Annotated in this window: 26 protein-coding genes; 17 read left to right on the forward strand and 9 right to left on the reverse strand. The window is 39.0% G+C overall.

Going from position 1 to position 26,369, the window contains the following annotated elements; all coding sequences use genetic code 11:
- Positions 1–48: 48 nt before the first annotated feature.
- The 6 genes from RL70_RS10535 (at position 49) to RL70_RS10560 (ending at position 4,827) form a co-directional block, all read left to right on the forward strand.
- Positions 49–579, forward strand: coding sequence for a GrpB family protein (locus RL70_RS10535; protein ID WP_039043359.1), 531 nt, complete (start codon positions 49–51; stop codon positions 577–579).
- 163 nt (positions 580–742) lie between these two features.
- Entirely contained in the window at positions 743–1,762 is a 1,020-nt protein-coding gene (locus RL70_RS10540) for a serine hydrolase (RefSeq protein ID WP_039043360.1), read from the forward strand.
- 80 nt (positions 1,763–1,842) lie between these two features.
- Entirely contained in the window at positions 1,843–2,010 is a 168-nt protein-coding gene (locus RL70_RS17885) for a hypothetical protein (protein ID WP_156137963.1), read from the forward strand.
- Between the two features lie 180 nt (positions 2,011–2,190).
- Positions 2,191–2,631 carry a hypothetical protein gene (locus RL70_RS10545; RefSeq protein ID WP_039043361.1) on the forward strand — a complete coding sequence of 147 codons (441 nt, stop codon included), beginning with the start codon at positions 2,191–2,193 and terminating at the stop codon, positions 2,629–2,631.
- A gap of 105 nt (positions 2,632–2,736) precedes the next feature.
- The gene (locus tag RL70_RS10550; RefSeq protein ID WP_039043362.1) at positions 2,737–3,240 is read left to right on the forward strand and encodes a hypothetical protein; all 504 of its coding nucleotides are present in this window, start codon (positions 2,737–2,739) and stop codon (positions 3,238–3,240) included.
- Positions 3,241–4,020: 780 nt separating this feature from the next.
- Positions 4,021–4,827, forward strand: coding sequence for an aminoglycoside adenylyltransferase domain-containing protein (locus tag RL70_RS10560; RefSeq protein WP_052245905.1), 807 nt, complete (start codon positions 4,021–4,023; stop codon positions 4,825–4,827).
- 399 nt (positions 4,828–5,226) lie between these two features.
- Here the strand turns inward: RL70_RS10560 and RL70_RS10565 are convergent, their stop codons facing one another.
- Together RL70_RS10565 and RL70_RS10570 are read right to left on the reverse strand one after the other, a co-directional pair.
- Positions 5,227–6,924, reverse strand: coding sequence for a HAMP domain-containing sensor histidine kinase (locus RL70_RS10565; protein WP_052245906.1), 1,698 nt, complete (start codon positions 6,922–6,924; stop codon positions 5,227–5,229).
- Positions 6,925–6,931: 7 nt separating this feature from the next.
- Positions 6,932–7,630: a response regulator transcription factor gene (locus RL70_RS10570; RefSeq protein WP_039043364.1), complete on the reverse strand. Its 699-nt coding sequence runs from the start codon at positions 7,628–7,630 to the stop codon at positions 6,932–6,934.
- A 93-nt stretch (positions 7,631–7,723) separates the two neighbouring features.
- Here RL70_RS10570 and RL70_RS10575 point away from each other — a divergent pair, with 93 nt between their 5' ends.
- From RL70_RS10575 to RL70_RS10595, 4 genes are all read left to right on the forward strand, one after another.
- Positions 7,724–8,434, forward strand: a complete 711-nt coding sequence (locus RL70_RS10575; protein WP_039043365.1) for an ABC transporter permease — start codon at positions 7,724–7,726, stop codon at positions 8,432–8,434.
- Positions 8,434–9,327: an ABC transporter ATP-binding protein gene (locus RL70_RS10580; protein WP_039043366.1), complete on the forward strand. Its 894-nt coding sequence runs from the start codon at positions 8,434–8,436 to the stop codon at positions 9,325–9,327. Before RL70_RS10575 ends, RL70_RS10580 begins: the two co-directional genes overlap by 1 nt.
- A 73-nt stretch (positions 9,328–9,400) precedes the next feature.
- Positions 9,401–10,543 (forward strand): DUF418 domain-containing protein, encoded by a 1,143-nt coding sequence (locus RL70_RS10585; protein ID WP_039043367.1) that lies wholly within the window; start codon positions 9,401–9,403, stop codon positions 10,541–10,543.
- A 1,143-nt stretch (positions 10,544–11,686) separates the two neighbouring features.
- Positions 11,687–12,640, forward strand: a complete 954-nt coding sequence (locus tag RL70_RS10595; protein ID WP_039043369.1) for a calcium/sodium antiporter — start codon at positions 11,687–11,689, stop codon at positions 12,638–12,640.
- Between the two features lie 408 nt (positions 12,641–13,048).
- Here the strand turns inward: RL70_RS10595 and namA are convergent, their stop codons facing one another.
- Positions 13,049–14,068, reverse strand: coding sequence for an NADPH dehydrogenase NamA (namA, locus tag RL70_RS10600; protein WP_039043370.1), 1,020 nt, complete (start codon positions 14,066–14,068; stop codon positions 13,049–13,051).
- A gap of 59 nt (positions 14,069–14,127) precedes the next feature.
- Positions 14,128–14,961 carry a pyrroline-5-carboxylate reductase gene (gene proC / locus RL70_RS10605; protein ID WP_039043371.1) on the reverse strand — a complete coding sequence of 278 codons (834 nt, stop codon included), beginning with the start codon at positions 14,959–14,961 and terminating at the stop codon, positions 14,128–14,130.
- A gap of 150 nt (positions 14,962–15,111) precedes the next feature.
- Between proC and RL70_RS10610 the strand changes: the two genes are divergently transcribed.
- From RL70_RS10610 to RL70_RS17575, 4 genes are all read left to right on the forward strand, one after another.
- On the forward strand, positions 15,112–16,056 hold the full coding sequence (locus RL70_RS10610) for an MBL fold metallo-hydrolase (RefSeq protein ID WP_039043372.1): 945 nt from the start codon (positions 15,112–15,114) through the stop codon (positions 16,054–16,056).
- On the forward strand, positions 16,043–16,801 hold the full coding sequence (locus tag RL70_RS10615) for an SDR family oxidoreductase (protein ID WP_039043373.1): 759 nt from the start codon (positions 16,043–16,045) through the stop codon (positions 16,799–16,801). The genes RL70_RS10610 and RL70_RS10615 overlap by 14 nt, the downstream gene beginning before the upstream one ends.
- A 530-nt stretch (positions 16,802–17,331) precedes the next feature.
- Complete coding sequence (gene hprK, locus RL70_RS10620) at positions 17,332–18,252, forward strand: HPr(Ser) kinase/phosphatase (protein WP_039043374.1); 921 nt, start codon at positions 17,332–17,334, stop codon at positions 18,250–18,252.
- Positions 18,253–18,320: 68 nt separating this feature from the next.
- Positions 18,321–18,461, forward strand: coding sequence for a YfhE family protein (locus tag RL70_RS17575; protein WP_082003386.1), 141 nt, complete (start codon positions 18,321–18,323; stop codon positions 18,459–18,461).
- 45 nt (positions 18,462–18,506) lie between these two features.
- Here RL70_RS17575 and RL70_RS10625 read toward each other — a convergent pair whose 3' ends face one another.
- Positions 18,507–19,421 (reverse strand): S1C family serine protease, encoded by a 915-nt coding sequence (locus RL70_RS10625; protein ID WP_052245907.1) that lies wholly within the window; start codon positions 19,419–19,421, stop codon positions 18,507–18,509.
- 180 nt (positions 19,422–19,601) lie between these two features.
- Here RL70_RS10625 and RL70_RS10630 point away from each other — a divergent pair, with 180 nt between their 5' ends.
- Complete coding sequence (locus RL70_RS10630; protein WP_039043375.1) at positions 19,602–19,838, forward strand: hypothetical protein; 237 nt, start codon at positions 19,602–19,604, stop codon at positions 19,836–19,838.
- A 21-nt stretch (positions 19,839–19,859) separates the two neighbouring features.
- A complete protein-coding gene (locus tag RL70_RS10635) occupies positions 19,860–20,087 on the forward strand; it encodes a hypothetical protein (RefSeq protein WP_039043376.1) in 228 nt (75 codons plus the stop codon).
- Between the two features lie 114 nt (positions 20,088–20,201).
- On the opposite strand, the gene RL70_RS10640 is transcribed toward RL70_RS10635, so the two are convergent.
- Positions 20,202–21,698, reverse strand: coding sequence for a BCCT family transporter (locus tag RL70_RS10640; protein ID WP_039043377.1), 1,497 nt, complete (start codon positions 21,696–21,698; stop codon positions 20,202–20,204).
- A 157-nt stretch (positions 21,699–21,855) separates the two neighbouring features.
- The gene (locus RL70_RS10645; protein WP_039043378.1) at positions 21,856–23,265 is read right to left on the reverse strand and encodes a cytosine permease; all 1,410 of its coding nucleotides are present in this window, start codon (positions 23,263–23,265) and stop codon (positions 21,856–21,858) included.
- A gap of 289 nt (positions 23,266–23,554) precedes the next feature.
- Here RL70_RS10645 and RL70_RS10650 point away from each other — a divergent pair, with 289 nt between their 5' ends.
- Positions 23,555–24,310, forward strand: coding sequence for an SDR family NAD(P)-dependent oxidoreductase (locus RL70_RS10650; protein WP_039043379.1), 756 nt, complete (start codon positions 23,555–23,557; stop codon positions 24,308–24,310).
- A 42-nt stretch (positions 24,311–24,352) separates the two neighbouring features.
- On the opposite strand, the gene RL70_RS10655 is transcribed toward RL70_RS10650, so the two are convergent.
- On the reverse strand, positions 24,353–25,360 hold the full coding sequence (locus tag RL70_RS10655) for an iron ABC transporter permease (protein WP_039043380.1): 1,008 nt from the start codon (positions 25,358–25,360) through the stop codon (positions 24,353–24,355).
- Positions 25,357–26,355, reverse strand: a complete 999-nt coding sequence (locus tag RL70_RS10660) for an iron ABC transporter permease (protein WP_082003388.1) — start codon at positions 26,353–26,355, stop codon at positions 25,357–25,359. Before RL70_RS10660 ends, RL70_RS10655 begins: the two co-directional genes overlap by 4 nt.
- Positions 26,356–26,369 lie beyond the last annotated feature (14 nt).

Here is a 26,369-nt window from a genome sequence, read left to right on the forward strand (position 1 = left end):
GTTCTTCAAACGGGCCATTTACAGGAAAACACTAAGGGGGAATATACTTTGCAATTAGGACTGAAAAACGATGAAGTCAGATTAGAAAGCTATACACCCGAATGGAAAGATGAATTTATTAAAGTCAAAAAAGAAATAATGAAGTACACAAAGCTTGAGGGTTATCGCATTGAGCATATTGGAAGTACAGCGATCACAGGTATGTCAGCAAAACCATTAATCGATATCGTAGTAGGCATTGATGATCTACAAGAGGTGGATAAACCGTTATTGAAAAGCTTTAGTAAGGCAGGTTTCTTAAGATTGAGAGTTGAAAGACCTGGGGAGATTGTTCTAGCAAAGTTTTCCGATGACACCTACAAAGAAAAGACTCATTTTATCCACTTAGTCGAATATCGAAAAGAACTTTGGAACAATCTTATCTTTTTTAGAGACCATCTAAACTCAAATGAAGACGCAAGGAAGCAATATTTGGAAATAAAACTAGATTATCTAAAAGCATCTTCAACAGGAGTAAACGAATATACAGACTTCAAAGAGAGATTTGTTAAAGAAATCTTTGCAAAAAGAACTGTTTAACACTATTCCAGATACGGGTGCGATTGTGTTATAAGTGATTTTGTCTATTTCGTAATCTGATCATTTAGTTTAATAATAAACCTTTTAACGTTTCAAATGGAACAATAATGAATAACGAAGTCGTGCAATAGAGGATACGATTTAACGGGAAAGCAGGGGGAACATGATTATTAACAAAAAGATAAATCAGGATTTTAAGACTGTTGTATCACATGTCAAAAAAACTTCTGAAGTAGTTGACGGTTCTGGTGCAGCGGTTTTTATTATAAAAAATGACGAAATCGTAACAGAAGAATACTGGGGGAAACATTCTAAAGGTTCTAGTGCAAGACATATTCAAGAAGACACCCAATTCCATGTTGCTTCAGTGAGAAAGAACTACATTGGTTTTGCTGCTGCATATGCTGTTTATGAAGGGTTTATAAAGTCAATCGATGATTTGGTCACTGAATACCATTCGGATAATGAATCTACACTTTTCGAAGGGATTACCATTAGGCATCTCTTAACGCATACGCATGGATTAAAACGTAATGGGAAGGAAACCCAAAGAGAATTCTTGCCCGGAGAAAGTTGGGCTTATCGGGGCATCGGCATTGATACGTTAACGAAAGTCATTGAAAATGCCACGGGAACGAGCATTGCAGAAATTCTAGCTGAACAAGCATTTAACAAAATGAGCTTTACCGAAACGGGCTGGTATTCAGAGGTAAACGAAAATCTGGTAGATGTTATAAGAGATTCGGATAATTCGAGCTGGTACGATGGAAAAAGCGTTTCTGGGAATGAACGAAATATGTACGTGTCTGTGAGAGAATTGGCCAAGTGGGGATACCTTCACCTCAAACAAGGATATATAAATGGTGAAAAGATTGTTTCAAGTGAAATAATAAACATGGCTACATCCTTACAAAGTCCAGATCTCATAGATAAAGAATTACCACAAAACGGTTTCTTATGGTTTGTTAAGGAATTACCTGCAAGTAAATCAGAAATTGGAGAACTTGTACCTAAAGGTTCATTCCAAATTCTAGGTTACACGGGAGTTACTTTATTGGTTATTCCCCAATATGACCTTGTTGCGGTACGTGCATTTAACAGCTTCGGTTCTCCAAACGGTTTCGATTATTTAGCGGATGTTCGTTCATTTGGTGATAGCATAATGGCATGCTTGTTAAATTAACGGGGGCAATTCACTAATATGATCCGTTCTTCAAACGGGCCAAATTGTAAAGTGAACTCAGCAAGAATGAGGAGAATTGTATGAAGTTTATTTGGATATTTATCGGTGCAATAGCATTGAATTCTACTAGTTATGTGATTGTAGAAAGTACTTTAGAGGCAAAAACAGGGTTTTTTGTTATAGTTATCCAAGGAATTGTGATTATCACTTTCATTCTTTATTTAGTAAAAAAGGAAAATAAAAAATGAATGTGTGAATATTCTGCATAATTGTCCTTGTTTCTAGTCAAACTGGACATCCTTTGTATTTAAAGCTAGGTTACCAAGATATATCAAAAATGTGGTTGGTCGAGAAGAAGTCTAAACAATCGGGCCAAATTCTTGCAAATTCTGTCTAGTGAAATCCAATACCTATCAGAGAGGTGTCATATGAAATTAAATTTGAAATTATTAATAGGATTACTTTTAGTTTTAACTCTAACAGGGTGCATTGGGGAGGATTACGATGTAGGTGTTCCTACGGCCCATTTAGAAATGGATTCACTGAAAAAACGATTAGTAGAAGCTAATATCCATTGGAACACTGAAAGTGAGAATGTACATGAAACAATAACGGATATTCAAAAATTTGCTCAATCTCAAGATGAAATAAAAGTCTCTCCAAACCAAGATGCCACATTAGAGTTTAAAGAGAATAAAAGAAATGGTGGAGATATTTGGTCAGACTCTAAAATAACGGCTGTTCTGTTAAAAGATGAAGAACAAATCGAAATTACAACGAGTGCATATACCGATTTTAAATTTCCATCTGAAAAAGGAAATTATGTGTTGAAAGTTGAATTTAAAAGTACGGCAGGTAGTGCACAATAAGTAGGGAATATCGTAGTTCAGTAACCTTTCACAAACGGGCCATTTTCATATATTTGAAACTTTTCTATAGCATCAACGACTAACCTTTATAAAGGGGGAGAAAAAATGAAAAAACTTACTTTCTTAGGAGTTTTGTTCATTGCGTTGATATTAGGTGCTTGCGGGGCTTCAAATGATAAAAGTGCTGGCACGATTTTAAGCGGAAACAAACCACCAAATGTAGTTGTAAAAATTAATGGTGAAAAATATGAAACAGTATTAGGTACATATTGTTGGGAAATCAGTTCTACTGGTGGTAAAAAGACAGGTGAATGTGTCGACACTGCTGGTCCAGTAGATTTATTAAAGGATAAAGAGCCTATCCAAATTAAGGCTGGTGAGGAAGTCACATTGAATATGGATTACACACCAAAGCCTAATAAAATGCATCTTTCACAGGTAAAGAGTGATAATGATGAAATGGAAATTGAAGTGAAAAACAATCAATTTACAGCTCCCAATGAAAAGGGCATATACTTTTATAGTTATGGCGTCTGGTGGATGGATGAAGAAGATAAAGATTTATCCCACGGTGATGCTTTCTATGCTTTTTCTTTAGAAGTTAAATAAACAGGGGCGTTTGCGGTATAAGCTATTTCGTTTATGTCGCAAACTGGCCATTTTCTGTAGAGAAGGAGTGAGTACTGATTAAAAAAAGACCAGGATTATTGGCATTAACAGTTTTAACATTTTTTGCTTATTTTATTTCTGTATGGATATTCGGATTTGGATCATGGATTGTTAAGATACTTGGATTAGGTTACGTTATCCTTTGGGGAGTATTACTTATTGGAGTTTGGAAGGACAAGGAAAATAAAAATGAGCTTTTCGATCCACCTAAATAAAATTTGAACTTAACAAGTTTTTAAATAACCTTTTAAATTATTGAGCTCAATTGCTGAGCAATGGATGTACATCAATTGGGTCATTTTGCAAAGTTGTAGTAGGTGCATTATTGTGTTCAATAGTAAGGGGGGACGTGGAATGAACAACAAGAAATTCAAAATAATATCCTTGTCTTGCTTATTAATTTGTATCCTCGTTTGGATTCCTAATATAGTTTTCCGAGTAGCTAGTCCTTTATTTTTGGTGACTTTTATTCTTGCTCCAGTCGGGATTGCATTCGCAGCATTGATAAGAAAATATTGGTTAATCGTCGCTAATACACTTATGTTTTTCAGCTTTTTCATATTTATGTTTGTGGGTTATCTTGCAAACAGCAACTGATGTCAAAACTCAAACTATATTTCTTACAACTAATGGGCGCAGTTGTTGAATAACGCTGTGCCTGAAACGTGTCATTGATTGTTTAACAACTGATTGAATACGAACAAGAATAGGAAGTGCAAAATGGGATATGATTGGGAAACATGTCCCCAGGAGGTAAGGGATTTTATTCGCAACCTTAATAAAGGTATACAAAGGATAATAAAAGAAAATTTTGTGGGTTTTTATATACACGGTTCCTTGGCGATGGGTGGTTTTAACCCTAGGAGTAGCGACATCGATGTTTTGGTTGTTACAAATAAAGCAATAGGGGTCGAAATTAAGTGGTTATTGGCACATTTTTTCCTGGAATATTCAAATTCCCCATTCCCAGTTGAAATTAGTTTTTTAAACAAGGAGCAGTTAAAGGACTGGAAGCACCCTTGTCCATTCGATTTTCATTATAGTGAATTTTGGAGAAAACGGTATCAGGATGCTTTGATAAGTGAGACGTTTAATTTTTTACAAAAGGAGAAAAGCACTGATACGGATTTAGCAGCCCATATTACAGTAACCAGCCATAGGGGGATATGTGTATATGGCGATGCTATTGCTGAGGTATTTCCTATCGTTCCTCAGTCAGACTATATATCATCAATAATGGGTGATTTCAAAGACTGTATACGAAATATTGAAAATGAACCAGTTTATTGTTCTTTAAATTTAATAAGGGTATTTTGGTATCTAAAAGAAGGGGTTATTTCATCAAAGCAAGAAGCGGGTAACTGGGGACTAGGAATATTACCGCAAGATTTACGGACCACAGTTGAAAAAGCGATTAACAACTACACGGGTAATAAAATTAATATTTCTTTTAATCAGGATGAACTCACTCTTTTAAAGAAGTATATAGCTGAAAAGGTCGAGTCTTTGTTACAAACTAGGGAATGAGTTGTCTGTCACAATCGCGTGCATTAACAAAACTAGGAATTCACTTCAAAAAAGCAGGGAAATTGAATATGAAAAATAAAGGCTAAACATAATTTGTTTAGCCTTTTTAATGATACCCGGGGCCACTTCTATTAGCGTTTATGAATGCTGTTAAATCAGGGTTTTTTTACGACTTTCTCGAAATGTCCGGCGATCCGCAGTGTGACCAAATTGTGCTGCAACATTTCATTAATTGAAATTATTCCAATGCATTTCTAAATGTGTATATTGTTGATTTGAATTTATGAAATGCACTTCTGATTCGAGGTCTTTATATACTTGGCAAATCTTAAATCGCATTATTCCCACCAATCTGTCTACCTCTCCCAGTCTAATTTCATACGTGCTATCGACAAGGTTTCAATTGGGAGTTATTCCTCTATCCTTTATGTCCTCCACGAGCGGCAACCTAATCGTAATTGTTGTCCCATACTTATTTGAATCTACATTTATTTTACCACCATGCGCTTCGACTAATTGTTTGGCGATCGTCAAACCAAGCCCTGTTCCAGTATCACCTGAGGTCGTGTTCGTTCCTCTGTAATAGCGATTGAATAGATTCTCCATCATATATTTTGACATGCCTATCCCTTCGTCTCGCACTTCAAGTAGAACCCAATCATCTTCTAGGTGTATGTCTACATGAATTGGTGTACCCTCGGGGTTGTGCTTAATCGCATTACTAATAACATTGTCTAACACCCTGTTAAATCTCTTCGGGTCAATGGCGACCCAAATAGATGTGCCTCCTTTTGGAAAGGTAACAGATTCTTCATCAACTTGACTAGCGTATTTATGAATAAATGCACCCAACTCGATATTTTCTATCTCAATTAACACGCCCTCATTTTTCAACTGATACGTATAGGTTAAATCGTTAATAAGTGCATCCATATAGCTTGCTTTTTCTTGCATAACTGACGCGAACTTCTGCACTTCTTCACTCGTCCACTTATGACTCGATTCGAGCATCACCGAATAACCGTAAATTGAACTAAGTGGCGTTTTCAAATCATGCGATAGCCCGGTAATCCAATCTTCTCGAAGTTGCTCTGTCTTTTGTAGTTTTCGTTCATTCTCTTCCAGATTTTCAGCCAATGTTATCAAAGACTCATCCACATCTTCATATACTCTATACTTCTTCTTTAATCGTCCATCTTTCTTGTTCCGTATTTTGTGATCTTCTATATGTCCATAATCTTTTCTAGACAACTTTTCAATCTTCTTCATGAAATAAAAAACAGGTCTTCCAAATCTTTGACCTATCCAAAACGAAAATAGAATAATAAATAGTAGAAGAATGCTGTGAAAAAGAGTAATGCCTATAAGAAATTTTTTCATGAAATTAATCATAGCGGTGTTAAAGGGAGCATAATGCGGATTAGGCATTCTAACGACAGCCGTTGTTCCATCCTCAAGTATTCTAGATGTTTTTATCTCTTTTTGCTCAGCTAGAACTTGTGACATTTCAAGCAATTCCATCCCATTCAACGCATCTTTAACGTTATCGTTAGATTTATAGATAATACTACCGTCTGTGTCGTAGAGCTCAAATATGGCTTTATGCTCTTCTAATACTTTTTTCTGATCAATAGTAATTTCGGGAAAACTTTTAGAAGTCATAAGTGTTTTCAACAGTATATCGCTATCTGTCCGTTCAATGAATAGCAGGGACCGTCCTTTTTTAAGCAACCATATATACGAACCTTTGTCAGCAGACATTTCAATAAAATCCGTAAACTTATACTTGGAAAGGATTTCACTTTTCTCAGCAGAAGAAGTAATTATGTTTCCTTCATTATCAATAAGTTGTAAGATTCCGCCACTCTCTTCTGCACTTTTCTTTAGTGCATTTGAAAACAGGAAATTTCCCTCTGCATCCTTCTCAATGTGACTCTCGATTGTGTCAATATCTGCTTCCCGGATATTTGTATATGCATTAAAATCACTTAACCCTTTAACGGCTAAGAAGATAATAATAAGTATAGAAGCTACAGCTACACTTAAATAAAAGATAAAGAAATAACCAACAAACCGGAGTGTAATCTTACTAGACAATACACCTTCACTCTCCCTCAGTTTGAAGTTTATAGCCAATGCCACGTACGGTCTTTAAATAGTTTGGAGAGCTAGGATCAATTTCGATTTTTTCTCGTAACCTACGAATATGAACCGTAATCGTATTATCATCTATAAAACTATCCAATCCCCAAACAGCTTCATAAAGTTGCTCTTTCGAAAGAACCTGATTCGGATGCTCACAAAACAGTTTCAAGAGATGAAATTGTTTCCCTGGAATTTGGGTGATAACTCCGTTTACAATCAATTCTGCAGCGTCCACGTCTAGTTGAAACTGTCCGAAGTCATAACGGTTTCTCCCTTTATTTACTGCAGACAGATATCGGCTTGTTTGGACCTTAACACGCGCTGCCAGTTCCATTGGATTAAACGGTTTCGTAATATAATCATCAGCACCGTGTATGAATCCGCGTAATTTATCTGCATCAGACGATTTTGCTGTCAAAAAGAATATCGGCGCGTCTGATCGTTTTCGGATTTGTTCTGCTAGTTTAAGACCAGTTCCATCAGGCAACATAATGTCCAATATATATAGATCATAAGATTTTTCAAGAATGAAAATTTCTGCTTCATGGTAAGTTAAGCATACATCAATATCGAAGAATCCCTCCTTGCGTAAAATAATATCTACCATGTCCCCAATAGCTTGTTCATCATCTAACACAAGTATTTTTGCCTGTTCCACTAAATTACCTCCATATGTAAGACTCTGTTAAGGTTCCAGTCACATTCTTATAGGATTCACCCTATATAGTAACAAATGAAAGGGTGGTTTTGTATGTGGGTTATTGCTAAGCATGAAAGTTTACAACTATTAAAAAGCGTTAAATCAATTCTCGTTCTACTGTTTCTACTCGGCTGTGCGTATGCCGGCGTAAGTGTTACTGAACTATTAAAGAGTTCCTTCGACATGATGCACGAAAATGATTTATCCGTTTCTGGAAGTGAAGCGATGGTACATTCGATAGGTTTATCGTTTGCTATCTTAATTTTCGGACCATTATTTGCATTCATACTTACACATGATGTGATGAATCGAGATATTGAACAACGGACAATGCGTTTTTTAATTACAAAAACCGAACGCCAAAAAATCGTACTAGGAAAAGTAATTGGCCATTTAATATTTTGGTTTACCATTATTACAATATCATACTTACTAATTTTCATTTTATCTGGCTATTTTTCATTTCTCGCTTTTTTCCAATCAGCTTCATTCATATCTGTATTTGTTGGACTGGCTTTAATACTTTCTTTGATTATTAAGAAGCCAATCTTCTCTTCATTTATTAGCATTCTGTTGGGCATCGCATTTCCCATCTTAAGTTTTTGGGCGATGTTTAGTGATAAGTGGGTTCTCTCTGTTTTTAAATATGCCACTCCTTATAATTATTTGGAAGATGATAATATGCTTTTTTTTGTTAATTTTGCTTTTACAACTGTTTATATACTGTTGGCTATTTATTTATTTAGAAAGAAGGATGTATAATGAATGCCATTTCAGTTCGGAATTTAACAAAATCATACGGCCGTACCAAAGCAGTCGATTCGGTTAATCTACACATCAAAAAAGGTGAATTATTTGGATTTTTAGGACGTAACGGTGCCGGAAAGTCGACGTTCATCAATATGCTAACAGGGATAATTCAACCAACAACAGGCGAGATTTCCTTACTCGAATTAAAAAACACCAATACAATATTAAAACGAATCGGCGTCTTACCTGATTACACCGCATTTTATGAATCAATGACTGCCCTGCAACACCTAAGCTATTTTTCCTCATTGCAAGGGGCTAAAAAGTCGAAAATGGAATGCCTTACAGTCTTGGAGAAGGTCGGACTTGTCCCACATGCAGCTGTAAAAGTCGGCAAATACTCATTCGGTATGAAAAAAAAGTTGGGCATTGCACAAGCAATTATTAATGAACCAGACTTGCTCATTCTTGATGAGCCGACTTCAGGAGTGGACGCTGAATCAGCAATTCATATCCAACGGCTTCTCCTTGACCTCAATAAAAAAGGAACGACTATTTTCATGACCTCGCATAATTTAGACGAAGTTGAAAAGATCTGTACACGGCTCGCGATTATGAAAGATGGCCGTATTGTAAATGAAGGAACGCTTTCTGAACTTAAACAGAAGTATACAGAGTCACTTGAAGTGGTCATGGCAATATCCCGAAGGCCATCCAGTCAACTTCTCATGGAGGCTACTAGTATCACAGGAGCTCTAGACGTTTTAGAATCTACTATGAGTTTCAGAGCAACTAATGATGAGATGATCCAGGAAGTCGTTCGACTGCTCGTAAACAACGGGATTGGCGTTCACCGAATCTCAGCGGACCAACCAAACCTCGAAGATATTTTTTTGAATGGATGAAAAGATAATGACAAGAAACAAAAAAAGCATTGGAACATAAATTTTCAAATTAACACATAGGGGGAATAATACTTTGTCGACATCAATAAAAAGAATAGGAACAATCGATGGAATAAGGGGATGGAGTCTATTTGGTATTCTTCTCGCAAACTTACTCATCTTTCAATACGGGATTTTCGGAAAAGATGAAATAGGTTATTTCAATCTTTCATCCACTAACTTAGGTTTTTACTATTTTACTAAGATATTTATAGAAGGTGCTTTCATGCCTATTTTTACTTTCATTTTTGGCTATTCACTCATATTAATGAAGAAAAGTCTTGAGAGAAAACAACTAAAAGTTAAATGGCATTTATTCAGAAGGTCGATTATTTTAATTGGACTCGGACTCTTACATAGCATTTTTTTATGGGAGGGGGATATTTTATTTGTGTACGGAATTATGGGGATTTGCCTTTTGCCTTTTGTTATGCGAAAACCAAAAACGATACTGATATGGGTCGTCCTTTTATTTTCTCTAATTACGGCAGTAAGCTTAGTCGATTCTGGTGAAGATTTTGAATTAACGAGTGAAGCCAAAATGACATCTTATCTAAATGAAACAATGACTATTTATAGTGCTGGAACATATAGCGAAATTAAAGATCATCGTCTGAATAAAGATCCTTTGGAACTTGGGTCAGCAGAGGCTACTCTCATGCTCTTACTGTTGCCATTTCTATTAAGTCCGATGTTTTTATTTGGGATGTATGCGGCCAAAATGAAATGGTTTCTTAATCCTATAAAAGATAAAAGAAAATACTTAACTGGTTTATTAATACTCATACCTATAGGTCTATTATTAAAAAGTACACCATATCTTTTTGATGAAATTAATTTGGAGATGCTTGGTGGAATTGTTCTTCCAATCGGATACATTTGTCTATTTGCATTCGCTTATTCTAAACTTCCGCGCACGTTAACGTTTTTTGAAAACGTAGGGAAATTATCGTTAACGAATTACATCATGCAAACTGTTATATGTACATTTATCTTTTATGGATATGGATTTGGTTTATTCGCGAGACTAGGCGTTGCAGCTGGAGTTGCTTTAGGAGCGGTCATCTTTACTTGTCAAATAGTCGTCAGTACTCTTTACTTGAAATACTTTAAACAGGGTCCATTGGAAAAACTAATGAGAGTGGGGGTATATTTACGACTGCGGAGTGCGAAGTAAGTCTAGCAACTTTTTTTAAAGGGCCGTTTCAGTAGCTCAATAGTCAAAACAGATTGGTGGGGATGTATTGCAATAACTAATTATTTGACTAAGAATTCAGAGAAAAAAAGGAGGTAAAGGATATTCTGAAGAAGGATTAAAGGAGATATTTGATAAAGACTTCTATATTTTGAATTTTATAAAAATTAAAACCCTGCACAATTAGATGATTTTTTTGTATGAGCTCAATGCAAGTTAAAAGTTAAGTGGTCTTATTCAAGTGACGGGTGCAATTCTTGCAGAAGAATTTGCGCCCGCATTATACATACTAGTCTGTATTTGCAGAATAGGGGGGATATAATGACCAAACAAAAGATCTATTTTTTAGGGTATTTTCTATTATTCCCAACAATCTTCATAGTTAGCTCTTTCTTATGGAGATTTCTTATTAGGAGTAATGATTTATTAATTGTGTTAACAGATTCTTTATCAATACTAGCTATATATTATTTCATCGTGAGTATTTTCTTTGTTGTTCGTATAAAGTAATGCGTTGTATTGGAATTGCCTTCGGTCTACATAAAAGCCAAAGAAGATGATACATTCAAGTTCAAGGTCAAGGTCTGGGAAGTTTCTAGCCGACAAAGTTGGGTTATTGGCGAATGATGGTCTAAATGGGGGGAATGATGTTTAAAACTGTATGAAAGCTATGTAATTGGTATAATAAAAAACTGAGGGCTCAAAGCGGAAGGTTGTATGACTGTCTTCCGCTTTTTTGTTATTAGGCAAAGGGGGCTGTTCATAAACAAAGACCAGCGCTCATTCTTCATAATCGGAGCCGTTTGTGATGAGAGTTCAGAAAGGAGTTTTGATCAGTAAAGTATTGACAATGTGTACTTGTAGGGGAACCATTCAGAACATGTAGAATTGGTTAAACAGTATCTGTAACAGTCATGAGAGAAGTAAAAGTAGTGACTAATTTAGATGAAATATTTATTCGCTGACCAATATTCTGGAATCGGGCGTTCATTTTGAACAAGTGATTCCTATAGAAGCGGTTTTACGTGAACCGCTTTTATATTCCGTCATAACCGGGTATGTAATTAAAGTGATTCAGAAAGTAATAGTGAAAATACGTGAATAGGATAGGGGCAAAACAAACCAATGGCATATATTTTATTAATTGTTGGATTTACATTGTTGATAAAAGGAGCTGGCTATTTTGTTGACGGATCTTCCAATATCGCAAGACTGCTCCAAGTTCCGCCTATTTTAATCGGGTTAACAATTGTAGCTTTTGGGACAAGTTCTCCGGAAGCGACTGTCAGTATTATTGCAGCACTGGAAGGAACTGCAGATGTTGCAGTGGGAAACGTAGTTGGCAGCAATATTTTTAACATTACTCTCGTTGTTGGAGTAGCTGCTATTTTATATCCTTTGAAGGTTGAAAGTGAGACTATTAGAAAAGAAATTCCATTTACCTTACTCGCAAGTGTGGCCATGTTTATTCTTATGAGTGACATTGTATTGCAGGGGTTCAGCAGCAACATGATTTCACGCGGTGATGGGTTCATCTTTATGCTGTTCCTTTCCATTTTTATGTATTATGTTATTGAGATTGGACTAAAAAGCCGGAAAAATGCAACGAACGAACCAGTACCTGAAAACATCAGCTGGGGTAAAAATATATTAATTACCATATTAGGTCTTGCTGCAATAATATTTGGAGGGGATTTGGTAGTAGATAATGGTACGAAAATTGCCTACTCTCTTGGTATGAGTGAAACATTGGTGGGACTAACAATTATTGCAATAGGGACTTCTCTTCCTGAACTTGTCACATCTATTACAGCTGCCTTGAAAAAAGAAAGTGAAATTGCGCTTGGGAATATCGTAGGGAGTAATATTTTTAACATTCTATTTGTACTTGGTACCTCGTCTATAATTTCTCCATTAGCGGTGAACGATAAGGTACTAATTGATGTTGTGTTTATGATTGTACTGACTGTTGTATTATTGATTTTTTCAAGGACCGGTTTCAAAATTGGAAAGCGTGAAGGATTGGTGCTTGTCGCCGTCTACATTATTTATTTAGTCTATATTATATTACGAAATTAACGCGATACTGTATGAACCCTGTACCATTTAACTAACATTTCCGTTAGGATCTAGGGATGGATTTTTGCTGAAGAAATTAAATAAATCACTTCAATTCCCTGCATTTTGACCACTGAATTAGCAACGATTTTATTAAGATATATGCGTCTTCCGATATTTATTTTAGGTCGTATGATTCGTATGTATATTGGATTGTTGAGATATGCTCGATTTTTATTCAAAGGTTCATATATTGGAATTTAAAAGACCGCTAATTCATATGAAAATTAGCGGTCTTTTTATTGCTTTACTTTGTGTTTTGTAACTTTCAACTGAACGGAGTAGATCTAAGCAGAAGCGTTTTTTATAGTTATCTCTGACATTCTGAAGAGATTGACCCTATATTACAGTTTGCGTAATATATTCCGGTCAAAATCTCCAGGCTCTGCTATATTGCGTGGGAGCCTCAATTTCTGTATGAAGTTCGCGGGCAGCTTGATACGGCCAATACGCGTCTCGTAACAGTTCTCTACCGATTAAAACGAGATCAGCACGTTCATTTCTCAAGATTTCTTCAGCTTGCAATCCCGAGGTGATTAAGCCCACTGCGCCAGTTGCGATTTCAGCACCTGTTCGGATTGTTTCTGAATAAGGAACTTGGTAGCCAGGGAACGGATCGATTTTTGCCGGAACAACAGCTCCAGAACTCACGTCAATCAAGTCTACGCCTTGGTTCTTCATCCACTTAGCCATTTCAATGTACTGCTCAGAAGTCATGCCACCTTCTGTATAATCTTCAGCAGATATCCGAACAAATAACGGACCTTCCCATGTCTGTCTGACGGCATCGATGATTTCACTCAGGAACCGATATCGATTTTCTGCGCTTCCGCCATACTCATCAGTTCGATGATTGGAAAGGGGGGATAGGAATTCGTTAATAAGATAACCATGTGCCCCGTGAATTTCCAGTAACTCGAATCCTGCTTTTGCAGCACGTTTTGCTGCAAGAGCGAATGCGTTAACAGTTTCTGCAATAGCTTCCTTGCTCATTGCGACAGGTGTTTTGTATTCATCACTAAACGCAATGGCACTCGGCGCTTGGATATCACCATCTACCGTCGCTTTCCTGCCGGCATGCGCAAGCTGGATTCCAGCCGCAGCACCGTGTTGTTTAATGAGGCGTGTCAGTTCAGTCAAGCCTTCAATATGGGTGTCATCCCAAATTCCGAGATCTTGTGGGCTGATTCGTCCTTGAGGCTGAACAGCTGTCGCTTCCAGGATAATCAGCCCTGATTGACCGACAGCTCTTGAGCCATAATGGACACGATGCCAATCTTCGACTTTACCGTCTTCATTTTGAGAAGAATACATGCACATCGGAGACATCGCAATTCTATTTTTTAATGTAAGATTTCGGATCGTGTACGGTTCAAATAATTTAGCCATTTCCGAGTCACTCCTTTTCATGAATGACTCTACTATAGCAAAAAAGCGTAGGAATTCCTTTAGGAAGAACTCGTACTCTCTTTAACTTCGGTGGATCCAAGCTCTCTAGAGCGCTTTTCAGCATGCTCAATGCAACTGAAGACGGCTTCCTGGAATCCTGCGGAAGTGAGTGCGCGAAGCCCTGCTTCCGTCGTGCCACCCGGGCTAGTCACGTTTTCTCTTAGAAGTGCTGGCTCCTCTTGAGTTTGTCGTAACATGCATGCAGCCCCTTCGATTGTCTGAATAATGAGGTCGCGCGCAATCGGCTGTTCAATTCCAGCGCGCATGGCGGCTGTCTCTAAGGCTTCTGCTAAATAGTAGATATAGGCTGGTCCGCTCCCGGAAAGGGCTGTAACAGCATGTAAGTCATCCTCTTCAACTTCCGCTACGATGCCAATCGAACTTAATAATGCAAGAATCTCTTGCTTTTCAATGGATTTCATAGAACTATTGAATGCGATACCAGTAGCTGACTTCCCAATTGCTGCAGATGTATTCGGCATGGAGCGAGCAATACCGTGTTTGCCTAGACCTAATTCAATTGTATCCATTGAAACACCAGCTAGAACAGAAAGGACAACTGCTTGTTCGTTAAGTAAAGGAGAAATCTGTTCCATTGCGGTATAAACATCTTTAGGTTTAGTAGCTAATACGACTAAATCTGCGTTTCGAAGCTCATTTTTGTCCGGACTGACAATTGAGATGCCATACGTATTTTGTAACAATTGAAGGCGTGCTTCATCTGCTCGGTTCATGACAAAAACATTAGAAGGCGTAACAGTACCTTGCTTACAGATCCCGGCAATCACAGCTTCCGCCATCGATCCGGCACCAACAAATACGATTTTTTCCATGGAATTCCCTCTTTTCCTAGATACGTGTATTCAATCAGTCTATGCGATTATTGAAATAAGTCAACTGATGATTCAGTTATCGATACATGACGAACGTACAAAAAGCATGTACAATAGAATGAATAGTGATTCAATATTGGAGGCAAAACCATGATTCAACAACTGACGATACCAACGCCATATGCTGTTGGCGATGTTAATGCATTTTTAGTGAAGGGCGATACACTGAGTCTATTCGATGCGGGTCCGAAGACAACCGAAGCTCTTGAGGCGATAAAGGCAGGGCTTAAAGAATCCGGATATACGTTGGAGGATATTGAACAAGTCATTCTTACACATCATCATCCAGATCATTCAGGCTGGGTGGATGCATTTCCGAACGCAGAACTTTACGGCCATGAGTACAATAATCTCTGGCTAACGAGAGACCCGGATTTTATAAAATTTCACGACCAATTTTATATGGAGCGATTTATAGAGCAAGGGGTTCCTGAAAAAGCGCTAGGAATTGTAGGGAAGATGAAACGCGCTGCTGATTTCATGGCAGAGCGTCCACTTGATCATATTTTAACTGAAGGGGACGAAATACCGGGACATCCTGGGTGGACGACTCTTGAGACGTTAGGGCATGCTCAAAGTCATTTATCATTTTGGAATCCTGAACGGAACGAACTTATCGGTGGTGATTTATTGCTGGAAAAGGTTTCTTCGAATCCACTCGTAGAACCTCCGAAAAGTCCTGAATATCCCCGACCAAAAACAATGTTGCAATATAACGCTTCGTTAAAACGATTGCTTGACCTGCCTGTAGAGAAGGTTTACAGCGGACATGGAATGCCTGTAACTGGTGTTCATGACCTTATTGAGAAGCGACTGCAGAAACAGCACGAGCGGGCAATGAAGGTTTACGATATGCTGTCAGTTGGTCCGCAATCTGTCTTCGAATTGACCGTGCAATTATTTCCAGCTGCCTATAAAAGGGAGCTTGGTCTGACACTCTCAGAGACACTTGGTCAAATGGATTACTTATTAGAGCTAGGCAAGGTTGTTCTAAAAACAGACGATCAAGGAATTCATCGGTATGAGAAAGCGTAAAACAATTTTAATAACAGGAGCTACCAGTGGAGTTGGTTATGAAACTGCAGTGAGGCTAATATCTGAAGGTCATCGTGTCCAAGTGACGGGGCGTTCAGAAGAAATTCTGGCTAAGCTTGTAGCTCTTGGGGCATATGCGATTCAACTAGATTTAACAGGTGAGGGAGCGACTGATCACTTGCTACGTGAGCTGGAAATGCCGGATGTCATTATTTTCTCAGCAGGAGTTGCAAAGTTTGCACTTGCTCATGAAACTGAAGATAGACAGGTTGAGCAAATGTTTTCAGTGAACGTGACAGCACCGATACAGCTGACACAAAGGATACTACCGTCATGGATGGACCGTAGAAGTGGACATCTGATTTATATTGGTTCCCAAGCAGGAAAAGTGGCGACACCAAAAGCAGCTGTCTATGCAGCGACGAAACATGCATTGATTGGATACACGAATGCGTTACGTATGGAAGTTGCACATTATGGAATCGACGTATCTGTTATTCATCCAGGTCCAATCGACACAGCCTTTTTAGACAAAGCAGATGATAGTGGTACCTATAGGGGTGCAGTTGGTAAGCATTTGCTTACTGTAGAGGAAGTAGCCAAAGTTGTCGTAAATGCGGTTCATCAGCCGAGACGGCAAGTAGATTTACCAAGGGTGATGGGTCTGACTAGCAAACTTCATGCAATAGCTCCAGGCTTAGTGGAACGAATAGGAAAACCATTTTTCATGAAAAAGATGAAGTAAATCCAAAACCTCACCTGATTTTGAGAAATGAAAAAGAGGCGTCCATATATCGGACGCCTCTTCATTCGCGGAAAATTTGTTTTAACTAGTTGCGTGTAGCTGACGGGTAAATCGAAAGCATACTGCAAACTCTTCTTGCACGCATTTCACTTCATCGTTCTTTAAATCGAAGAGAAACGGTTGTTTAGGTTGCACTTGCACAAAAAACTTACTTCTTACTGGTCTTACAAACACTCGTAACTCTTCTTACGGTGATGCTTTGTCAGTACAGCAAATTTCCCGCCAAGGCTGTGCATTTCTCCAAGTAAGCGCTTAGCGCCTTCCTGGATTTCGCCTTGTAGTAATCTATACCCGGCAAAACAACCTATAAACCTATTTTTAAAAATTCTTTTTTATTTTCTTTGAATATCTATTGCGGAATCTTAAGATGACGTGAACATAGATTTTAGAAAATATAATACAACACTGCATCAGAAAAATGTTTATGATAAACTGAGACTAAACAAACCGTACACGAAAGGTGTTCCTTCATGATACAGCTAACCGTACAAAGCATTGTACACCAATTTTCATTTGAAATTCTATCCGGAAGCGACCACTTGGAAAGACCGCTGAAAAAAACAAAAGTTCGTCGTCCAGGGTTGGAATTCATGGATACGTTTGAGTTCATAGCGAGAGGACATATTCAAATACTCGGTAAAAACGAGGTCAACTATTTACATACGCTTACTGATGATGAATGCAAACGCAGAATTTCGAATCTTGTCGAATATGATCCACCTTGTATTTTAATCACTTCCAATCAGGACCAACCCTATGGATTACATACGTATTGTACGGAAAACGGAATTCCTGTTTTAAGAACTCCAGATTCTATGGGTGTGGCGAGTGCGAAATTAGACGCATTTGTCATTAGCTCGATGGCAGAAGAAATCGCAATTCATGGAGTAGTCGTCAATGTAGCGGGAATTGGAATTTTACTGCGTGGTAAATCCGGCGTAGGAAAGAGCGAGACTGCACATACACTGATTGGCAGGGGACACCGGCTTGTAGCGGATGATATCGTCGTACTTCGAAAACTCAGTCCTCAAACGTTACTCGGTACCCACAACCAGACCAACCGGGAATTTTTGGCGCTTAGGAGTATCGGTTTAATGAACGTTGTTCGTTTATATGGACGTGCTGCGTTTCAAGAAGAGACTAGAATCGCTCTCGATATCGAATTGACAGAGTGGAAAGACAACTCACTTAACAATGAACTGGAATTAGACGAGAAGTTTACTGAGTACATGGGTGTACCTATACCTTATATTCAAATCCAATTACAACCAGGGCGGGATGTCGCTGGGCTTATCGAAGCAGCTGCAAACAACTGGTATTTAAAACAGCAAGGGTATAGTGCTCTTGAGGAATTCATGGAGCGCCTGGAGCCTGAATTCAAACAGGAATGATCTGACAGGAATAGTTCGTCTTTATCTGGAAAAACTATTTGTACACTAGTTTTGAAGGAGGATGACTAATGACGGAAAAGAAAGAGCCACATGAAATGATGACTGAGAAAAACAACAAACTTTCTTCAGCTCAAGAAGTAGAATATGTGGACGACTTTAAGAAAGCAGACAAAGCAACGAAAAATACGAAGAAACGTAAAAACGAATAGTAACAAAAAAGTCCGGAAGCCATATTAGCTTCCGGACTTTTTTGTCTATTCGACTTCCTTTAATAACTCCAACACTTCGTTTGACCGTATGAACATCCCAACTTTACCATGGGAGTCAAGCTCGGTTATCGCAAAGACAACACCGATGACCTCATCATTTTGGAAAACGGGGCTTCCACTATTTCCTCTGTAAACCGGTGCATCCAAAAGTATAATAGGTACATTACGCCCCGCCCATTCACTTTCTCCTATCAGTTTTCCTTCATTTGCGATTCCAAAAAAGTTCAAAGGATTTCCGATGAAACTGACTTTGGAATCAGGTGTGTAAGTGGGGCTTTCCGCTAGTTTTAGCGATGGAACATCTGGTGGATCTTTAATTTGCAAAATAGCTAAATCATTAACGGAATCTTGTGCAATAAGAGAGGCTGAAAAGCGACCTTGCTCTTCAAATGAGACTGTAATCTGTTTTGTATTTTCGACCACATGATTATTTGTCACAATCAACCCATCAGGAGATACAGAAAAACCAGTTCCTTTTCCATCTTCGGTCAATACAACAGCAACGGATTGTTTCCACTTTGTAATGTCCTCCCGTTTAGATAACTTTGCTGATGTTTTTAAAAAATCGATTGCTGGTAATGAATAGATATCGAAAATGAAAGCGACAGGCTGAAAAAGTAAAACCAATGCCATGAGCCATACAATCCATTTAGGGACTCTGCGTTTTCTTGGCTGCGGATTGTTACGAAGGTAAGCTTCTTTTGCAAGTGCTTCCCGTTGTGCTTCCAAAACAAGCTGGCGAAACTCCTCTTCTTCTATTTCTTCTTGCGTAAGTTCGGGTCCTTCTAAATGATCGACCTCGTTGACTTCGTAGGCTTCAGAAACATTATCGTCTTCGTCTTTTGGAAAATGATTTTCTCGGTTGAATTCATCTTGATTCTTCTGATCGTCCTGATTCATATGTATAGACCTCCAGTATACGTTCCTGCAATTGCGGTAAAAGGGGTTAACCAAAAGTGTATCATAGATTGTGATGATCAATTCTGAAAAGAATTAACTGAAAAACCTATCTACTCACCATTATACTTGATATACTTTCCATAAGTGTATTTGTGTCTATTTGAGGGGAGATGTGTTACGGTGGATGAAAATGCATTGAAGAAGACGGAACCAGAACGTTATCCAAGTACAGTGACTGAAGAAGTGCATACCCTTACTACTAAAGTGAGAGCGTTAGAGGACGAAATCAGTGAATTGAAAAAGGATATACACGCTATCGACTTCTTGCAAAAAAAACCGATTATTTCAGGCGATGCGATTGCTACCGGAGGCTTCTGGATTGTAGCAGGATTAGCTGTAATCGGGATATTTTTTTAATGAAGGAGGTAATAACGTATTATGAAAAGCCCAGGACTAGCAGCTGTACTTAGCTTTTTTTGGACCGGTGTCGGACAGATTTATAATGGTCAAATCCTGAAAGGTCTCATACTAATTGGAGTGCAAGTTATCAATTCACTTCTAATGTTTGTATTAATTGGGTTTATCACGTATCCAATTGTTTGGATATGGGGAATGTACGACGCTTACAAAACTGCTGAAAAACACAACACTCGACAAGTTTACTAAAAAAGAAATTTAATAGTATGAGGAACTTTAGATGCATAGTTGGTTTCTTGTGCATAAAAAAATCATATTAATAAGACGTCCTATCGATAAACGAAATCGATAGGACGTCTTATTTTATTTCCGCTTTGCTTTAATGAGATTCAACTCTGTACTTAATGCTTTTAAAAGAGAGAATATCATCAACAAGATGACAAACGAGAAAGGGAGGGCAGCTATTATAATCGTATTCTGCAATGCATCTAACCCATTAACAGAAAGTAAAATTAACGCGATTGCCGACTGAAGTACACCCCATATGAGTTTGATACTGTTCGGCGGTGTCAGTGATCCATAACTGGATTGCATGCCTAGCACAAATGTCGCTGAATCCGCAGAAGTGATGAAGAAGGAAGCGATCAGGACAATTGCAACAATGGAGATGAATACGCCCCAAGGTAATGTACTAAACAACTCAAAGACCACGAGTTCAGTAGCTTTATCCGCAAGATTGACGACTCCTGCTTTCTGAGCTTCAATCGCAGTCGTTCCAAAAGCTGTAAACCAGAATGTGCAAAGAATTGTCGGTGCAATCATAACACCAATCATGAATTCACGAATGGTACGTCCTTTGGACACACGTGCAATAAACATACTAACGAAAGGTGCCCAAGAAATCCACCAAGCCCAGTAAAAGATGGTCCACATATCCAACCACTGACGGTTTTCTGAATTCAATGGGGAAGTGGAGAAGCTCATTTTCACGAAGTTCGCTATATAACCCCCTAGGGAGTCTGAGTACATATTAAAGATTAATAAGGTAGGACCAAGTATTACAACTAAGATCAGTAAAGCAATCGCAAGTACAAGATTCAAGTTGGATAAGTATTGAATCCCTTTACTAAGACCACTCCAAGCTGAAATGATGAAAAGTACAGTCACAACTAATATGATGATGAATTGAGACTGAGTTCCTATTTCAACTCCAAACAAATAATTTAACCCTGCATTAATTTGTACAGCGCCAAAGCCGAGAGTAGTTGCAACACCGAAAGCGGTTGCAAACACAGCGAGAACATCCACAAGAACACCCCAAGGGCCATTCATCTTATTCCCAAAAATCGGCTTCAATGTTGAAGAAATTAAACCAGGTTCTCCCTTACGGAACTGGAAGAATGCTAGAGATAAGGCGACAAAACCGTACATTGCCCATACATGGATACCCCAGTGGAAAAAGGATTGACGTAAACCTTCTTTAAATGCTGATGGAGTATTGAGTTCGCCTGTCGATGACATGACAGCATAGTGTGAAAGTGGCTCTGCAGCGCCATAAAAGACAAGTCCGATGCCCATACCGGCTGAGAATAGCATGGCAATCCAGGATACTGTTGAAAACTCGGGTTTGTCTGTGTCTTTCCCAAGTCTTATTTTCCCGAATGGACTAAAGATCAGGAACAGACAAATGATAACGAGTACAGACAACAGCATGAGGTAATACCAACCAAAGGTAGATGCGACGAAGTTTTGAATCTTTCCGGTTTGTTCGGCAAAGCTTTGCGGCGCGAGCACACCGTAGCCAACTGCCAAAATGATCAGTCCGATCGTAATGTAAAAAACGCTTGAAATTTTTCTCATGATTCCCCCTAAGATAATTGTAGTGATTTCACGGTTATTAACTATAGCAATAAAGAATTGAAAATGCAAAAGAATATAAAAAAGGAGAATGTAAGAACATCCTCCTTTTTTTAAATGCGAAAAAATAGTGTCATCACAGGCATTTTAAAAAAACGATTTAAGCTAAGCGGTCCTTTTCGTGGATATCGTCAGGCTCACGAAGCAAATAATACTTTCCTTTGGTTACCTTTGCGAGAAGTACAGTAAGTATAGAAGCAAGAACAGCGGCGAAAAATGCTGCTGTAGACTCTAAGAAAATGCCCATATATCCAAGTGCAGCAAGGGTTCCAAGAAGACTTGCAACTAATAGTGATACTACACCGACTGGATTCCAGCGATACAAATATTCTTGACGAGCAACATAATAATTGGGTCCGATCTTCATGAGTTTTTTGACGACAAGAGCATCCGTTACTAGAATCGCTGCCCAAGAGAGTAAAAATACGCCTTGGAATGTCATCATCGTACTTAAATGATCGACAATATTTGCAAGCATAAGCAATATTGCGCTAACCCCTGATACAACTACCCAAAAACGCCGTCCGGGAGTAAACCTAAACATGTTTTCGAAGAAGTTTGAAAGCGACAATGAGCTACTGTAAATATTCGTTACGTTAATGCGTAATTGAGTAATCATAGTAAATAAAGCTCCGCCAATACCGAGCAACAGGACAATATAAACTCCTGGATCGGGTTCCATAAAACGAACACCAAACCAGATGCCTAAACCACCCATTACTCCAAAACAAAAGATTTGAGGGATAAAACCAATCATAAAAGAGCCTAGTTTAATATCCTTAGGCTTTAAAAAACGTGCATAATCTGAAGCGAGGAGAGCTGTCAGACCCATGATACCATTATGCATACCAATGCACATAAGTAATGCGGTACCACCTAGTGTGACACCCTCAGGCATATAGGAGAATACGGCTCCGGTGTACACTGCAGGTTTATAAAACGAGATAATGATTGCAGTGATTAAAAACACAACAAATACTGGCATTGACCACTTTTGCAATTTATCAAGCTGTTCAATTCCGAACCAATTCAAGGGGATGACGATTGATCCGAACACGATGATGAGAATCCACTTTGGGAGGGTAGGGAAAAAGTGGTGAACTGCAGATACTAAAATTAACCCTTCAAACGCACAATACATAATGAAGTTAGATGCGTAAATCAGTGAGGTAAGTGAGGATCCGATATATCCGAAACCTCCACCACGTGACAGGAGATTTACATTCATCCCAGATTTCGCAGACAAATAGGCGATAACTGTTCCTAATATCCCTGCGACAATGATTGCGTAAGCTGAAGAAATCATAGCATTTGCTGCCCCATAAGAGAGAGCCATGACACTTCCCATCTGGAAGTAAAAAATGGCTGTTGCGATTCCGAATGTAATGTTGGTAATGCTTAACCAACTTTTCGTACGGTCTTCTCGAGGAACTCGGTCAAGCGAATAGTCACTTTCCAGTTCTTCTATTTCTTCGTTATATTCATTTGTAGTATTAGTTACTGATTTCATTCAATTCCTCCTAATCGATACATGCATCTCCTTCCTGTTCAGTCAATTATTTTTTCGCAAGTTATACACTGTAGAAGCATAACAAAAAAACAATAGATATATCAAGGGATGCAGTTGACATGCCTATATTCTATACAGAGTTGAGCAAAGATAACCATGGCTGAACTCTTATATTACAGTGAATTCGAACTTCCGTGTATTGAAGCGAAAAGGGGGAATACTGAAACAGGAAAGTTTATTTAACACTATTTAAGTGTTAAACTAGTATTGATGAAAAGGAGTGATACTTATGGGTAAATTAGATGGTAAAGTAGCAGTAATCACTGGCGGTGCCGGTGGTATCGGAAGTGGTATGGCAAAAGCATACGTTAAGGAAGGCGCGAAAGTAGCAATCGTTGACTTGAACGCTGAAACTGGCGAAGCAATGGTGAAAGAACTTCAGGAGTTCCAACCTGAAAGCATGTTCATTCAAGCGGACCTTACAGATCGCGACAAGTTGAAAGATATCATCACAACAGTTGTCGACAAGTATGGCAAACTAGACATTCTTGTCAATAACGCACACGCATCACGTCAAGTTTTGCTAGCTGACGCAACTCAAGCGGATATGGATTTCTCCTTTAACACGGGCTTCTATCCAACGTTTTACTTGATGCAAGCCGCATACCCACACTTGAAAGAGACTGAAGGGACAATCATTAACTTCTCTTCAGGTGCAGGTATTAACGGAGATGTTATGCAAGGTACGTATGCAGCTGCAAAAGAAGCGATTCGTGCGATTACTCGTGTAGGAGCTAACGAATGGGGTCAGTTCGGCATCAACGTGAACTTAATTTCACCGATTGCCAATTCACCTGGTATCCAACAGTGGAAAAAAGACCAGCCTGAAGCATTTGACAAAATGATCAACAATATTCCAATGCGTCGTCTTGGCGAATTGGAAGGCGATATTGGTCGAGTTGCAGTCTTCCTTGCGAGTGAAGATGCATCATACATCACTGGACAAACAATCATGGTTGACGGTGGCGCAACTAAATTACGATAATCAAAAAAACACGATCCTCTGAAACTGAGGATCGTGTTTTTATTATTTCCGTAATAATAAATAGATGAAGTAGGGAGCACCGATTAAGGACACGACTAATCCTGCTGGAATAATCCCTACGCTGGATATGTTTCTACCGATCGTATCTGCGAGCAATAATAACCAGCCGCCAAGTAGAATAGCGATTGGAAGATAGAGCTGACTTCGTGGACCGATTAAAGACTTTGCAATATGAGGTGCCATTAGCCCAACAAAAGCAATTCCTCCAGTAACGGAAACAGCTGAAGCTGCAAGCGCGACTGCAGTGACGAGAAGAATAATACGTTCTCTCTCAACAGAAACACCAATTCCAATGGCAACAGATTCACTTAACCCCAATACATTCAATCGGTTCGCTTTATATAACGCGAATGGAACAAGAATAAGTAACCAGGGCAATAGTGCAATGACAAATGGCCAATCAGACCCCCAAATATTTCCCGCTAACCATTTCGCAATGAAATCCACTTTTTCACGATCCGCTGAAGAAGTGAGAACGATCATGACACCGGATAGTGCTAGAGAAAACCCCACACCTGTTAACACCAATCGAACCGGCTGCATTCCTGTTTTTTTATCGTAAGCGAAGAGATAGATTAGAAATGCGGTCAAAAATGCCCCAACTAACCCGACAATCGGCATCAAATACACTAACGCACCTGTTTCAACAGGTACAAATAGAAAGAATACTGCAATGGAAGTACCTGCCCCAGCGTTAATGCCAATAATTCCGGGATCCGCCAAGTCATTCCGTGTGATTCCTTGAAGAATCGAGCCAGAAAGCGCAAGGGCTGCTCCTGCTAAGAACGTTATGGCTATACGGGGGAGACGAATAGAAAACAAAACAAATTCTTCTTTAAATGTACCATTGCCGAAAAGTGCAGGGAAGATGCGACCAGGATCTACGGAAGCTGGCCCGAGTGCAATGGCTGCAACTGCAGTTCCGAGAGAAAGGATGCTAAATATGATCAGTAAGAGACGCTGTTTTCTTAACACTTTAGATTGAATCATGAGAAAGCTCGCCCTCCTTTACGGAGAATAATTAGGAAGAACGGCAAGCCCATGACTGCAACGAGTGAGGCAACAGGTGTTTCGTATGGTGCGTTCATCGTCCGACCTAATGTGTCCGCAAGCAACATGAATGCACCACCAACAACTGCAGACATTGGCAGTATAAACCGATAATCAGTGCCAACTATTGCGCGAACGATATGCGGAATCATAAGTCCCACGAACGCCAGATTTCCTACTAGAGCAACGGCAGATCCAGCCAGAAGAATAGTTAGGATGAACAAAATCATTTTGATCCTGAATGTATGCTGACCCAATCCGACAGCTACTTCTTCATTTAAACTTAGTAGGGTTAGTTGCTTGGACAAAATTAGGCCGACTCCTATCCCGATAACAATCACCGGAGTAATAATTTGAAGTTGAGACCAAGTTGTACCAATCACACCTCCAGCTGTCCACATGGAAATGTCTTTTGACACCTTAAAATAGATTCCGACCCCTTCAGCAACCGCAAAGAAGAAAGTCGAGACAGCAGCGCCTGCCAAAACAAGACGGAAAGGTGAGAAGCCACCACGCTTTGCAGAAGCGATGCCGAAGACTACTAGAGCCCCAGCTGCTGCTCCTAGAAAACAAGCGATCATAATCCCGTAATAATTGAGGGAAGGAACTAGTGCGATTGCAATGGCGAGAGCGGCATTAGCACCAGCAGTTAAGCCAAGTAAACCTGGATCAGCTAGAGGGTTTCTTGTCATCCCTTGCATGATGGCACCTGAAACAGCCAAAGCAGAACCGACTAGTAACGCAGCCAGTTCCCGAGGGAAACGGATCTCTCTTAAAATCAAACTATTTTTACTTGAATCGCCTATAATTGCTAGCCACACATCAGACACGGAAATATTCGCTGCACCTAGTATCATTGCAAGGAATAGAGAAGCTACCAATCCGATGCAAGCTATAAAGAATTTAATTGAAAATGGCATAGTTCGCAGATTCATTAGCCAGGACTCCT

This window comes from Sporosarcina sp. ZBG7A (genome assembly GCF_000813425.1).
GTDB lineage: Bacteria > Bacillota > Bacilli > Bacillales_A > Planococcaceae > Sporosarcina.

Excerpts from the sequence above, each read along its gene's own strand:
- RL70_RS10625 (WP_052245907.1), bottom strand. The coding sequence starts at position 19,421 with ATGAATCAGGACGATCAGAAGAATCAAGATGAATTCAACCGAGAAAAT.
- hprK (WP_039043374.1), top strand. The coding sequence starts at position 17,332 with ATGATACAGCTAACCGTACAAAGCATTGTACACCAATTTTCATTTGAA.
- RL70_RS10660 (WP_082003388.1), bottom strand. The coding sequence starts at position 26,355 with ATGAATCTGCGAACTATGCCATTTTCAATTAAATTCTTTATAGCTTGC.
- RL70_RS10635 (WP_039043376.1), top strand. The coding sequence starts at position 19,860 with ATGAAAAGCCCAGGACTAGCAGCTGTACTTAGCTTTTTTTGGACCGGT.
- proC (WP_039043371.1), bottom strand. The coding sequence starts at position 14,961 with ATGGAAAAAATCGTATTTGTTGGTGCCGGATCGATGGCGGAAGCTGTG.
- RL70_RS10550 (WP_039043362.1), top strand. The coding sequence starts at position 2,737 with ATGAAAAAACTTACTTTCTTAGGAGTTTTGTTCATTGCGTTGATATTA.
- RL70_RS10575 (WP_039043365.1), top strand. The coding sequence starts at position 7,724 with ATGTGGGTTATTGCTAAGCATGAAAGTTTACAACTATTAAAAAGCGTT.
- RL70_RS10580 (WP_039043366.1), top strand. The coding sequence starts at position 8,434 with ATGAATGCCATTTCAGTTCGGAATTTAACAAAATCATACGGCCGTACC.
- RL70_RS10540 (WP_039043360.1), top strand. The coding sequence starts at position 743 with ATGATTATTAACAAAAAGATAAATCAGGATTTTAAGACTGTTGTATCA.
- RL70_RS10640 (WP_039043377.1), bottom strand. The coding sequence starts at position 21,698 with ATGAGAAAAATTTCAAGCGTTTTTTACATTACGATCGGACTGATCATT.
- RL70_RS10615 (WP_039043373.1), top strand. The coding sequence starts at position 16,043 with ATGAGAAAGCGTAAAACAATTTTAATAACAGGAGCTACCAGTGGAGTT.
- RL70_RS10545 (WP_039043361.1), top strand. The coding sequence starts at position 2,191 with ATGAAATTAAATTTGAAATTATTAATAGGATTACTTTTAGTTTTAACT.
- RL70_RS17885 (WP_156137963.1), top strand. The coding sequence starts at position 1,843 with ATGAAGTTTATTTGGATATTTATCGGTGCAATAGCATTGAATTCTACT.
- RL70_RS10645 (WP_039043378.1), bottom strand. The coding sequence starts at position 23,265 with ATGAAATCAGTAACTAATACTACAAATGAATATAACGAAGAAATAGAA.
- RL70_RS10655 (WP_039043380.1), bottom strand. The coding sequence starts at position 25,360 with ATGATTCAATCTAAAGTGTTAAGAAAACAGCGTCTCTTACTGATCATA.
- RL70_RS10610 (WP_039043372.1), top strand. The coding sequence starts at position 15,112 with ATGATTCAACAACTGACGATACCAACGCCATATGCTGTTGGCGATGTT.
- RL70_RS10650 (WP_039043379.1), top strand. The coding sequence starts at position 23,555 with ATGGGTAAATTAGATGGTAAAGTAGCAGTAATCACTGGCGGTGCCGGT.
- namA (WP_039043370.1), bottom strand. The coding sequence starts at position 14,068 with ATGGCTAAATTATTTGAACCGTACACGATCCGAAATCTTACATTAAAA.
- RL70_RS10595 (WP_039043369.1), top strand. The coding sequence starts at position 11,687 with ATGGCATATATTTTATTAATTGTTGGATTTACATTGTTGATAAAAGGA.
- RL70_RS17575 (WP_082003386.1), top strand. The coding sequence starts at position 18,321 with ATGACGGAAAAGAAAGAGCCACATGAAATGATGACTGAGAAAAACAAC.
- RL70_RS10560 (WP_052245905.1), top strand. The coding sequence starts at position 4,021 with ATGGGATATGATTGGGAAACATGTCCCCAGGAGGTAAGGGATTTTATT.